At 65.5% G+C, this 11,831-nt stretch carries 10 protein-coding genes; 6 read left to right on the top strand and 4 right to left on the bottom strand.

Annotated features, from left to right (window positions below; all coding sequences use genetic code 11):
- Window positions 1-37: 37 nt before the first annotated feature.
- Both C7I55_RS08430 and C7I55_RS08425 read right to left on the bottom strand, forming a co-directional pair.
- On the bottom strand, window positions 38-1,225 hold the full coding sequence (locus C7I55_RS08430) for an acyl-CoA dehydrogenase family protein (RefSeq protein ID WP_106512510.1): 1,188 nt from the start codon (window positions 1,223-1,225) through the stop codon (window positions 38-40).
- 75 nt (window positions 1,226-1,300) lie between these two features.
- Complete coding sequence (locus tag C7I55_RS08425; RefSeq protein WP_106512509.1) at window positions 1,301-2,779, bottom strand: flavin-containing monooxygenase; 1,479 nt, start codon at window positions 2,777-2,779, stop codon at window positions 1,301-1,303.
- A 135-nt stretch (window positions 2,780-2,914) separates the two neighbouring features.
- Between C7I55_RS08425 and C7I55_RS08420 the strand changes: the two genes are divergently transcribed.
- Genes C7I55_RS08420 through C7I55_RS08405 form a run of 4 tightly spaced genes read left to right on the top strand, consistent with a single transcriptional unit; the run spans window position 2,915 to window position 7,822 of the window.
- A complete protein-coding gene (locus C7I55_RS08420) occupies window positions 2,915-4,159 on the top strand; it encodes an acyl-CoA dehydrogenase family protein (protein WP_106512508.1) in 1,245 nt (414 codons plus the stop codon).
- Between the two features lie 20 nt (window positions 4,160-4,179).
- On the top strand, window positions 4,180-4,950 hold the full coding sequence (locus C7I55_RS08415; RefSeq protein WP_106512507.1) for an SDR family NAD(P)-dependent oxidoreductase: 771 nt from the start codon (window positions 4,180-4,182) through the stop codon (window positions 4,948-4,950).
- Window positions 4,951-4,963: 13 nt separating this feature from the next.
- A complete protein-coding gene (locus C7I55_RS08410) occupies window positions 4,964-5,749 on the top strand; it encodes an SDR family NAD(P)-dependent oxidoreductase (protein WP_106512506.1) in 786 nt (261 codons plus the stop codon).
- Between the two features lie 15 nt (window positions 5,750-5,764).
- On the top strand, window positions 5,765-7,822 hold the full coding sequence (locus C7I55_RS08405) for a 3-hydroxyacyl-CoA dehydrogenase NAD-binding domain-containing protein (protein WP_106512505.1): 2,058 nt from the start codon (window positions 5,765-5,767) through the stop codon (window positions 7,820-7,822).
- Between the two features lie 195 nt (window positions 7,823-8,017).
- On the opposite strand, the gene C7I55_RS08400 is transcribed toward C7I55_RS08405, so the two are convergent.
- Together C7I55_RS08400 and C7I55_RS08395 are read right to left on the bottom strand one after the other, a co-directional pair.
- Window positions 8,018-8,917, bottom strand: coding sequence for an NAD(P)/FAD-dependent oxidoreductase (locus C7I55_RS08400; protein ID WP_106512504.1), 900 nt, complete (start codon window positions 8,915-8,917; stop codon window positions 8,018-8,020).
- A 224-nt stretch (window positions 8,918-9,141) separates the two neighbouring features.
- The gene (locus tag C7I55_RS08395) at window positions 9,142-9,909 is read right to left on the bottom strand and encodes an SDR family oxidoreductase (RefSeq protein WP_106512503.1); all 768 of its coding nucleotides are present in this window, start codon (window positions 9,907-9,909) and stop codon (window positions 9,142-9,144) included.
- Window positions 9,910-10,036: 127 nt separating this feature from the next.
- Here C7I55_RS08395 and C7I55_RS08390 point away from each other — a divergent pair, with 127 nt between their 5' ends.
- Window positions 10,037-11,089 (top strand): helix-turn-helix transcriptional regulator, encoded by a 1,053-nt coding sequence (locus C7I55_RS08390; protein WP_146150970.1) that lies wholly within the window; start codon window positions 10,037-10,039, stop codon window positions 11,087-11,089.
- 138 nt (window positions 11,090-11,227) lie between these two features.
- Complete coding sequence (locus C7I55_RS08385; RefSeq protein WP_106512501.1) at window positions 11,228-11,644, top strand: iron chaperone; 417 nt, start codon at window positions 11,228-11,230, stop codon at window positions 11,642-11,644.
- The last annotated feature ends 187 nt before the right edge of the window (window positions 11,645-11,831 follow it).

The raw sequence follows: 11,831 nt of genomic DNA, 5'->3' as shown, positions 1-11,831 counted from the left end.
CTGTCCTCGCCGATCCCGGCCTGCGCCGGGATGACGATCAAGAGCCCGGCAGTTCCAAAATCCTTTTCGCCACGATCCCCAACTGGATCTCGCTGGTGCCGCCTTCGATCGAGTTGGCCTTGCTGCGCAGCCATTCCCGCGCCGTTTTGCCGCCGCGGCTGGCCTCGCTCTCCCATTCGAGGAAGTCGGCGCCGCCCGCCAACATCACAATCTCGTTGCGACGCTTGTTGAGCTCGGTGCCGGCATATTTCATCATCGAAGGCTGGGCGGGGTGCGCCCGGCCCGCCTTCAGTTCGTCGAGGAAGCGCTCCGACATCGCTCCGAAGGCGAGCGCGTCGATGTCGAAGCGGGCGATGTCGACACGCAGGAAGGGATCGGCGATCCGCCCCTCACCATCGCGGCCGGCCTTGTCGGCGAGCAGTCGTCCGAGCGTCCCGTCGGCGCCGGGCGCAACGCCCATGCCGCTGATCATCTCGCGCTCGTGGCCGAGCAGATATTTGGCGACGTCCCAGCCCTTGTTGATCTCGCCGACCACTTGGTCCCTGGGCACGCGGACCTCGTCGAAGAAGGTCTCGCAGAACGGTGAGGCGCCGGAGATCAGCCGGATCGGCCGGGTCGACACCCCTTCCGTCGCCATGTCGAAGAGCAGGAAGCTGATGCCCTTATGCTTGGGCGCCTTCGGTTCGGTGCGCACCAGGCAGAAGATCCAGTCGGCCTTGTCTGCATAGGAGGTCCAGACCTTCTGGCCATTGACCACCCAATTGTCACCTCGGTCTTCCGCCCGGGTCTGCAACGAGGCGAGATCGGAGCCGGCATTGGGCTCCGAATAGCCCTGGCACCAGCGGATCTCGCCGCGGGCGATCTCGGGCAGGAAGCGCCTCTTCTGCGCCTCGGTGCCGTACTTCAGCAGGGCCGGCCCAAGCATCGAAATCCCGAAGCTGTAGAGCGGGCTGCGCGCCCCGATCCGCGCCATTTCCTGCTTTAGGATCTTGGCCTCCGCCGGCGACAGGCCGCCGCCGCCATAGTCGCGGGGCCAATCCGGAACCGTCCAGCCCCGTTCGGCCATCAGCTCGAGCCAGCGCCGCTGCGCGTCGTTCTTGAAGCTGGCATTGCGCCCGCCCCAGCACAGATCGGCTTCGTCGCGGACCGGCTCCCGCATCTCCGGCGGGCAATTCGCCTCCAGCCACGAACGGACGTCCTGACGAAACGATTCGAGATCGCTCATTGGCGCTCCTCTCCTTTACGTAAACGTAAATGCCGGGCGCAGCGGCGATCGTCAACGGGTCACGTCAACGCCGCTTCAGCCCGGTGGCGACCGTCCTTCGAATTCCATCGCCTCGTCGGCTACCGGCCGCAGGCGCAGCGCGGCGAAGTCGAGCAGGTAGTTCTGGTGCACCCGCCACGGCGCCTTTGGCCCCTGTTTGGGCATGATCCCCGCCGCCCGCTGCACATAGCCGGAGGTGAAATCGAGCAACGGTTCCCGCGCGACTGCCGGATCGCGCAGCCGCGGCATGCAGCGTGTGAGTCCGTGCCGGTCCATATGGTTGAGCAACCGGCACACCGTGCGCGCGGTAAGGTCGCATTTCAGCGTCCACGACGCGTTGGTGTAGCCGAAGGCGAGCGCGAGATTGGGCACGTCGCTCAGCATCATGCCCTTGTAGACCAGCTTGTCGGCAATCCGCACCGGGGCTCCGTCCACCGAAAGATCGATGCCGCCGGCAAGCTTGACCACCAGTCCCGTGGCGGTGACGACGATGTCGGCGGGCAACCTTTCGCCCGAGCGCAACGTCAGGCCATGCGCCTCGAAGCTTGCGACCTCGTCGGTGACCACCGCGGCACGGCCGCTGCTGATCGCCGTGAACAGGTCGCCGTCGGGCACCAGGCAAAGGCGCTGGTCCCAGGGCTTGTAGGTCGGCCCGAAATGGCGATCCACGTCGTAAGCCGGCCCGAGCGTCGCGCGAACGCCCTTCAACACATGCCGCCGGAACGCGTCGGGCCAGCGCCGGGCAAAGGTGTAGAAGACCATTCCGAGCAGCACGTTCTTCAGTCGCACGATTGTGTCGGCGGCCCGGCGCGGAAGCCAGCCTCGGGCCGCGGCGGCGATCGGATCCTTCGCCGGGAGCGAAACGACATAACTCGGCGATCGCTGGAGCATGGTTACGTGCGCCGCCGTCTCGGCCAAAGCCGGGACCAAAGTCACGGCGGTCGCCCCGCTGCCGATCACCACCACGCGCTTGCCGGCGACATCGAGCGTCTCGGGCCAATGCTGCGGATGGACGATGGCGCCGCCGAACCGGTCCTCGCCGGGCCAATGCGGGCGGTAGCCGCCAGCATAATCGTAGTAGCCGCTGCACAGATAGAGGAAGCCGCATGTGTAGCGCCGCACCCTGCCGTCCGCCTCTACCACGAGCGTCCAGCGCCCCTCCGCCGACGACCAGTCGGCGCGCACCACCTTGTGGGAAAAGCGGATGTGCCGATCGATGCCGTAAAGCTGGGCGGTCTCCTCCACATAGGCGCGGATCTCGGCGCCGCCGGCGATCGCATGTTCGCCGGTCCAGGGGCGGAACGGAAAGCCGAGCGTGTACATGTCGCTGTCGGATCGGATCCCCGGATAGCGGAACAGGTCCCAGGTCCCCCCGATCGCCTCGCGCGCCTCCAGGATGGCGTAGCTCTTGCCGGGACATTGCGTCTGCAGCCGGTAGGCGGCGTCCACCCCCGACAGGCCGGCGCCGACGATCAGCACGTCGAAATGACCGTCAACCTGCTCCGCCTGCCCCATTCATACCGCTCCTTGCCGCGCGGTCATGGCACTCGCCGCATGGCTGCGGCAAGGGCCGGCACCACCCTGGCACTGGCGCAAAACCGCGGTTTCTGGCAGCAGGACGGGACGAAAAAAGGAGAGGAATCCGGCCGCATGGACTTTGACCTTACGGAACGGCAGGCTTTTTATCGAGACCGCGTCCGGGACTTCGTCGAGACTGTGATTCGGCCTCGTTGCGGCGATTACAAGGCGCAGCTGGAGGCCGGAGACCGCTGGCAGCCGATTGCGGTCATCGAGGAGCTGAAACCGCAGGCCCGCGCCGCCGGCCTGTGGAATCTGTTCATGCCGCCGGGCCATGCGCTTGCCCATGTCGACGACAGTTTCGAGTTCGAAGGCACCCAGCTCACCAACCTCGAATATGCGCTCTGCGCCGAGGAAATGGGCCGCGTCTCCTGGGCTTCCGAAGTGTTCAACTGCTCCGCGCCCGATACCGGCAACATGGAAGTGTTCCTCCGCTACGGCACCCGCGAGCAGAAGGAGCAATGGCTTCGCCCGCTGATGAACGGCGAGATCCGCTCGGCCTTTCTGATGACCGAGCCGGGCGTCGCCTCGTCCGACGCGACCAACATCCAGTGTGATATCGCCCGCGACGGCGACGATTATGTGCTGAACGGTCGCAAATGGTGGTCGAGCGGCGCCGGCGATCCGCGCTGCAAGGTTGCGATCGTCATGGGCAAGACCGATCGGAGCGCCGACAAGCACCGCCAGCAATCGATGGTGCTGATGCCGCTCGACGCGGCCGGGGTGACGATCGAGCGTCCGCTCACCGTTTACGGCTATGACGACGCGCCGCACGGTCACATGGAGATCGAATTGAAGGACGTGCGGATCCCGGCGTCCAACATGCTGCTCGGCGAAGGCCGCGGCTTCGAGATTGCGCAAGGACGCCTGGGGCCGGGCCGAATCCACCATTGCATGCGCACGATCGGCGCCGCCGAGGAAGCGCTCGCCGCGATGGTCCGCCGCCTGCAGAGCCGGGTCGCGTTCGGCAAGAAATTGTCCGAACATTCGATCTGGGAGCAGCGCGTCGCCCGCGCGCGCATCGACATCGACATGTCGCGCCTGCTCTGCCTCAAGGCGGCCGATCTGATGGACAAGGCCGGCAACAAGGCCGCCCAGGCGGAGATCGCAATGATCAAGGTGCAGGCGCCGAACATGGCGCTGCAGATCATCGACGATGCCGTCCAGGCGCACGGCGCCGCCGGAGTCGGCCAGGATTTCGAGCTCGCCAAGAGCTGGGCCGGTATCCGCACCCTGCGCCTCGCCGACGGACCGGACGAGGTCCACAACCGTGCGATCGCGCGGTTGGAATTCGCCAAGCATGCGCCTCGCGGCTGACCGACATGAGAGGAAGTGAAATGTTCGATCTGACCGGCAAGGTCGCGGTGATCACTGGTTCCTCGCGAGGCATCGGCCGGGCGATCGCCGAGGCGATGGCCGATCAGGGCGCGACGGTGGTCGTCTCCAGCCGCAAGGCGGACGCGTGCAAGGAGGTCGCTGACGCGATCAATGGCAAGCACGGCGCCGGGCGGGCGATCGTCGTTCCTGCCAACATCTCGTCCAAGGAGGCGCTCCAGCAGCTCGTCGACGAGACTCGCCGGCAGCTCGGGCGGATCGACATCCTCGTCTGCAACGCCGCCTCCAATCCTTATTACGGACCGATGGCCGGGATCTCGGACGACATGTTCCGCAAGATCCTGGAGAACAATGTCATCGCCAACCACTGGCTGATCCAGATGGTGGCGCCGGAGATGATCGAGCGCCGCGAGGGTTCGATCATCATCGTCTCGTCGATCGGCGGTCTCAAGGCCTCGACGGTGATCGGCGCCTACAACGTCTCCAAGGCCGCCGACTTCCAGCTCGCCCGCAACCTCGCCGCCGAATTTGGGCCGCATCAGGTGCGGGTCAATTGCATTGCACCCGGTCTGATCCGCACTGATTTCGCCAAGGCTTTGTGGGAAAATCCGCAGACGCTGTCGATGGTCACCGCCCACACCCCGCTCCAGCGGATCGGCGAGCCGCACGAGATCGCCGGCGCGGCGGTGTTCCTCGCCAGCCCCGCCTCCACCTTCGTCACCGGGCAGGCGATCGTCGTCGACGGCGGCTCGACCACCGGCGTCGGCCTTTGAACAGGAGCTTGTGATGAGACTTGCCGACAGGATCGCGATCGTCACCGGCGCCGGCTCCGGCATCGGCCGCGCCACCGCCATCCGCTTCGCCGAGGAAGGCGCGCGGGTGATCTGCGCCGATGTGAAGGGCCATGACGAGACCGCCGAGATGATCGGCGAGGCCGCGGTCGGCATCCAGGCCGATGCCGGCAATGACGAGGACGTTCAGGATCTCGTGCAGGCCGCGCTGCAATATCATGGCGGGCTCGATATCGTCTTCGCCAATGCCGGCATCTCCGGCGGGCTCGCCTCGATCTTCGAGCAAAGCGCCGACGACTGGCAGAAAATCTTGCGGGTGAACCTGATCGGACCGTTCCTGGCGATCAAGCATGCCGCGCCGGCGATGAAGGAGCGGGGCAAGGGCTCGATCATCTGCACCGCCTCCGTCGCCGGGATCCGCGCGGGCGCCGGCGGTCCGGCTTATTCGGCGTCCAAGGCGGGCGTGATCAATCTGGTCAAGGTTGCCGCAACCCAGCTCGCCGGCTCCGCGATCCGAGTCAACGCGATCTGCCCCGGCCTGATTGAGACCGGAATGACCCAGCCGATCTACGACCTGGCGCGCGCCGCCGGCAAGGAAGACCGGCTCGGCCATCTCAACCCGATGAAACGCGGCGGCGTGCCCGACGAGATTGCCGGCGCGGCCCTGTTCCTCGCCTCCGACGAATCCTCTTACGTCAACGGCCATGCGCTCGTCGTCGACGGCGGCCTCTCGATCTCGCATCCGTTCAACCATCAGGAATATGGCCGCACGGCCCTCTGAACATCGGAGACATCAATGAGCCCGATCAGCACCCGTCGCCACGGCGACGTCCTCATCGTCCTGTCGAACAATCCCCCGGTCAACGCGCTCGGCCATGCCGTTCGCGAGGGTCTCGTCGCCGCGATCGAGCAGGCCGAAGCCGATGATGCGGTCAAGGCGGTGGTCATCCTCTGCCAGGGCAGCACCTTCTTCGCTGGCGCCGACATCACCGAATTCGGCAAGCCGATGCAGCTGCCGATGCTCCCCCAGGTCGTCGATCGGATCGAGGCGTGCACCAAGCCGGTGGTGGCAGCGATCCACGGCACCGCCTTCGGCGGCGGCCTCGAGGTCGCGCTCGCCAGCCATTACCGGGTGGCGGTGCCCTCGGCCAAGCTCGGCGTGCCCGAAGTGAAGCTCGGTCTGCTGCCGGGCGCCGGCGGAACCCAGCGCCTGCCCCGCGCCGCCGGAGTCCGCAAGGCGCTCGAAATGGCGACCAGCGGCAGCCCGATCTCGGCCAAGGAAGCCTATGCCTGCGGCCTCGTCGACCGACTGATCGAGGGCGATCTCGAGCAGCATGCCGTCGCTTATGCCGAGGAGGTGCGCGACGTCCGGCCGATCCCGATCACCAGCGCCCGCGACGACAAGCTCGAGGAAGCGCGCGCCAATCCCGCACTCTTCGACGATTTCCGCAAGGAACAGGCCCGCAAGTTCCGCGGCTTCGATGCGCCCGAAGCCAACGTCAAGGCGATCGAGGCGGCGATCGCCAAGCCTTATGCCGAGGGCGTGCAGGACGAGCGCCGGCTGTTCATGGAGCTGATGAGCGGCACCCAGGCCAAGGCGCAGCAATATTTCTTCTTCGCAGAGCGCAAGGCGTCGAAGATCGAAGGCCTGCCCGAAGGCACCCAGCCGCGCGCGATCAACAAGGTCGGCGTGATCGGTGCCGGCACGATGGGCGGCGGCATCTCGATGAACTTCCTGTCGGCCGGGATCCCGGTGACGATCGTCGAGCAGCAGCAGGACGCACTCGATCGCGGCACCGGCATCATCCGCAAGAATTACCAGGCGACCGCCGCCAAGGGCCGGATGACCGAGGCCCAGGTGGATCAGGCGATGGCCCTGCTCACCCCCTCCCTCTCGCTCGACGATCTCGCCGATTGCGATCTGATCATCGAGGCGGTGTTCGAGAATATGGACGTCAAGAAGGAGGTGTTCGGCAAGCTCGATGCGATCGCCAAGCCGGGCGCGATCCTCGCCTCCAACACGTCGTACCTGAACGTCGACGAGATCGCGGCGGCGACGTCGCGGCCGCAGGACGTGCTCGGCCTGCATTTCTTCTCGCCGGCGAACATCATGAAATTGCTGGAGGTGGTGCGGGGCGCGAAGACCGCGCCGGATGTGCTTGTTACCGCGATGCAGCTCGCCAAGCGCATTCGCAAGGTCGCGGTGGTCGCCGGCGTCTGCTTCGGCTTCATCGGCAACCGCATGCTGATCCCGCGCCAGACCGAGGCCAACAAGCTGCTGCTCGAAGGCGCGACGCCCGAGCAGATCGACCGTGTCCATGTCGAATTCGGGATGCCGATGGGCCCGTTCCAGATGGCCGATCTCGCCGGCATCGACATCGGCTGGCACCGTGATCCCACCCGCGTCGAGACCATCCGCGATGCGCTCTGCGCGATCGACCGCTGGGGCCAGAAGAAGGGCGCCGGCTTCTACGATTATGACGACAAGCGACGCCCCTCCCCGAGTCCCAAGGTCCAGGAGATCATCGACGATTTCCGTAGCCAGGCGGGGATCACCCCGCGTGACATCGACGATCAGGAGATCGTGGAGCGCACGCTCTACTCCATGGTCAACGAGGCCGCGAAGATCCTCGACGAGGGCATGGCCCAGCGCGCCAGCGATATCGATGTCGTCTGGATCTACGGCTATGGCTGGCCGGTCTATCGCGGCGGCCCGATGTTCTGGGCCGACACCGAAGGGCTCGACACGATCGTCGAAGGGCTGCAGCGCCAGCAGGAGCGGATGGGCGACGACTTCACCCTCTCGCCGCTGCTCGCCCGCAAGGCCGAGGCGGGGGAGAAGTTCACCCGCTGAGGCGCGCCTCCGCGCTGCCACTTGGAAGGCCCTGGGACGCACCCGGCGAGCGGGCTCCCGAGAGGCCTCGGCTTGCGCTGGCCCTGCGTGACGGCCGACGCGCGTGCGCGGCATCCGTCCAGCCCCGCCTTCCGCACACCCGAGGGTATCCGCCGTCTGGGGCTCACGGCGGCGGATCCATCCGAGCAGCTTTGGTCAACCGGTGGCGAGCGATCGATGCGCCGCGACCCCGGCCCTGACGCCCGATGCGGAGGCGAGCGTAGCATTGTGCATGGGCATTGCAGCGTCGCCGGCCGCATAGACTCCGTCGAGGGACGTGAGGCCCCACTCGTCCACCCGGATGAATTTCCCGGTCGGCCCGTCCTCCAGAGCGCAGCCCATGCGCTCGGCGATCGGGCTGCTGATCCGGGTGTGCGGATTGGTAAAGATCGCGCCGAGCTCGACGAACCTCTCGTCCGCGAGGCGCACACCGCTCAGCCCCGGGCCTTCCCCGACAAGCTCGACGACCGGCGTGCGCTCGATGTCGACGCCGCGTTTACCGAGGAGGGCCATTTGCGCTTCATCGGGTTCGAACCGCCCCTGCGTGAAGAGGATGGTCGGGCCCCAATCGGGGATCAGGCTCGCCTGATGCGCGGCCAGGGGGTGGTTCGCGATCACGCCCAGACGCTGATCGCGGACTTCATAGCCGTGGCAATAGGGGCAATGCAGCACCGTGGCGCCCCAGCGCTCCGCGAGCCCCGGGATCTGCGGCAGTTCATCGCTCACGCCGGTAGCGAGGACCATCCGACGGGCGCGCACCGCATCATCGGTGTCGAGCGAGACGAGGAAGTGTTCGGCCTCTTGCTCCACCGAATGCACCAGTCCGTGTTTGATCGTCGCCGTTGGATAGGCGTCGAGCTGACAGCGCGCGGTACGAATAATCGCCGATGGCGCCCGTCCGTCTTGCCCTAGAAAGCCATGCGATTCCTCCGCGAACCGGTTGCGCGGCAGCCCGGCATCCACGAGCAGCACATCCTGGCGCGCGCGCGCCAACTGCATCGCCGCGGATTGGCCGGCGAAGCTTCCGCCGATCACCACGACATCATAGTCCTTCATCTCCCTCGCTCCTTCTCAAGATTTCGTAACTCCGTTGGTTACGTAAATGGATATGTGCAATTCGACAAGATCGTCAGAGGCGAGGTGCGCGGGTGGTCCGTCGGGCCGAGTGGGCCGATATCCGGCGTAGCGGATAGGGTCCCCCGGAGTTGTCCCCAACCTGGCTCGCGCGCGCCCGGCCAGGAGCGCCTGGCGAATGAAGTTCGTTGCGGGCCGGCATCGTCTCAAGTCGGCAACGGGAGGCTCGCTGCTGGGGAAAGCTGCGCCTTCAGGGCGACAAGTTGGTCGACATAGCCGTCGAGATCTTGCGCCTTCTGCTGCCATTGGTCGCCGGTGAAAGGATGCGTCGGGATGAAGAACCGTCCTTCCGCAATCAGCGGAAAGGCGACATTGGCTGCCTGCTCGGGCGAGATCGCCAGAGGATGCAAATAAGGGACCCCGTCCAGCAAAGGAGTCCGTACCGGGCCTGGGCACAATGCCGAGACGCGAAGCCCTGCCCCGCGATATGTGAAGGCCAGCCACTCCGCGATCGCGAAGGCGGCGTATTTCGTCGCGGCGTATCCGATGCTCATCAGCTCGCTCTGGAAGCTCGACGCCGATGCGGTGATGATCAGCTGGCCCCCGCCTCGTGCGGACATGATCGGGACGAGATGGCGTGCGACGCGGACATGGCTCATCTGGTTCACGGCGACGATGCGGTCCCAGTCATGCTCGGCCGCATGCGCATCCATGGGGATCGTGATGCCGGCATTCGACACGAACGTGTCGATGCGCCCTTCTGCGCCGACCACCCAGTCCACTAGGCTCCTGATGTCGTGCTCCCGTCCGACGTCCATGCGCATGAACCGATCGCCGTTGCCGTCTCCCTCCGGAGGTTTGACGATGTCCCCGACATAAACGCGGCCGCCTTCCTGTCGGAATCGATTTGCGAGGGCGGCACCAAACCCACCGGCTCCGCCCGTGATCACTACAACCTTGTCTTCGAAACTCATCCTCTAGCTTCCCAATATTTGATGCTGACTACTCGTCTCTCAGCGCGACTTACCGCCCGGCAGGTGCCATGCCGAGTATACGGCGCGCCAAAAATGTGACAATTTGCGCCATATGCGCATCCATCCATTGAGTTCGGCCATCGAAGCGATCCCTGCGCCGGCCATCTATGTGCGACTTCTGCTCGATACGTTCGGACAGTCGGCGGAACGAAGGGCTGCCCTTCTGCACGGCACTCGGCTGACCGAGCGCGTGCTCAATGGCGGGACGGCGGAAACGTCTCTGTTCTCGATGCTGGCTTTTGCCCAGAACCTCTCGGTCTTAGTCGGCGACACATGGCCGATCGATGCCGTCCACGTCTGGCGTGCGCAGGCTCAGGGAGCGCTGGAGGTCGCCGTTCGAAGCGCCGCCACGATCGACGGCTCCCTTTCCACCCTGGAGGCATTCGGCCATGTCCGAGGGCCCTATTTGAAAATGTCGCTCAAACGGTCTCGCTCTGCCGCCAGGCTCGTCTTCGGCTGCAAGGTGGCCATGGAACCGGACACGGCGAAGGCGCTGCGCGAAACCGCAGCTTTGAGCTCGATATTCATGCTCGAAGCCTTGCTCGGCACCCGATCCACGCACCTTTCGCTAAACCTTCCCGGCCGTACCAAGGATTATATCGCAAGAGTATCGACAACGATTCGGGGACGCGTGCTGCAGACGCCAGGAGAGGTCTTCATCGCGGTTCCGCGGGCCTTGCTTTCGCTGCCCTCACCTTATGCAGACAAGGGGCTGGAGAGGGCCGCCCAGCGCGAGCTCCAGCGCGCGGCGCGCCAGGCCGACGGCAGCGGCGACATGCTCGTGGTGCAAATCGACTCGCTTCTCGCCGGCGCTGACCGGCGCCTTCTGGAAGAGGATGTGGCGCGGATGCTGGGCTTGTCGCGGCGCACCCTCGTCCGTCGGCTTAGCCGTGCCGGCACCAGTTACCGCTTGATCCTCGACAATCATCTCAAACGACATGCCCTGGCCATGATTGGTCAAGGGCACCGACGGTCCGAAGTCGCTGCGGCACTATTCTATTCGGATCCCACGAGCCTCAGCCGCGCGCTCCGCCGATGGGTGCCCCCGATCCGAGCTCTCTTCACGGGCCCGCGGCTGAGAGCTTCGGCAATTGAACGGAGCGGTTCTCGACTGCCGTAGCATTCTGCCTGGACCTCAGCCCATCGGCCCGAAGAACACGTCCGATCTTGCGCGGCGCCGATCACGTGCCCCAGCTCCCCCGCAGTTCGCCCCCTCGCCGGCGCTCGGACGATCCAGCGCCTCGGCCTGCCGGGTCGCTTGCGGACCCTGCTGATTGCACCCTATTTCATGGCCATGGAAGACGACCGAAAGCTCACGGCCCCGAACGAGAGTCATGAGAGCCTGTTCGACTCCGTCCGGCCGGCAGCGCGGCAACGGCTCGAGGCGATCCAGGCCATCGTAGAGCAGAGGGTGACTGATGCGGAACGGTGCGTCAGCTATGGAATGCCGGCTTTTCGCAAGAAGAAGATCTTCTTCTACTTCGCTTCGTTCAAGAACCACATCGGGATCTATCCTCCGGTCACTGAGCCCGCAGCCTTGGTGAATGAACTGGGGCCGTATCGAGGCCTAAAGGGAAATCTGATCTTCCCGCATGGTGAGCCCTTGCCGATTGACCTGATCGGGCGCGTGGCAGACGCTCTGGCGCGTCAATACGCGCAGGAGGCCAACGCCTAGCGCCCCATTCCACATTGGCTTCAGCTTCCCATGCCGACGCGTTCGCATGGTATGGAGGCCTGACGTGACCCCCAACTTTCATCCAGTCGGGACTAGAGACCGGCGATTGTGATTGCGCATTGGCGCATGTGAAGCAACGGCCTGCACGCGTGCAGGCCGTTGCTTTTCGAAGCCGGCGGCGAAGGCA

This window comes from Allosphingosinicella deserti (genome assembly GCF_003012735.1).
Lineage (GTDB): Bacteria > Pseudomonadota > Alphaproteobacteria > Sphingomonadales > Sphingomonadaceae > Allosphingosinicella > Allosphingosinicella deserti.
The sequence above is the reverse complement of the archived record's forward strand: the minus strand, read 5'-3'. Positions and strand labels throughout refer to the sequence as shown.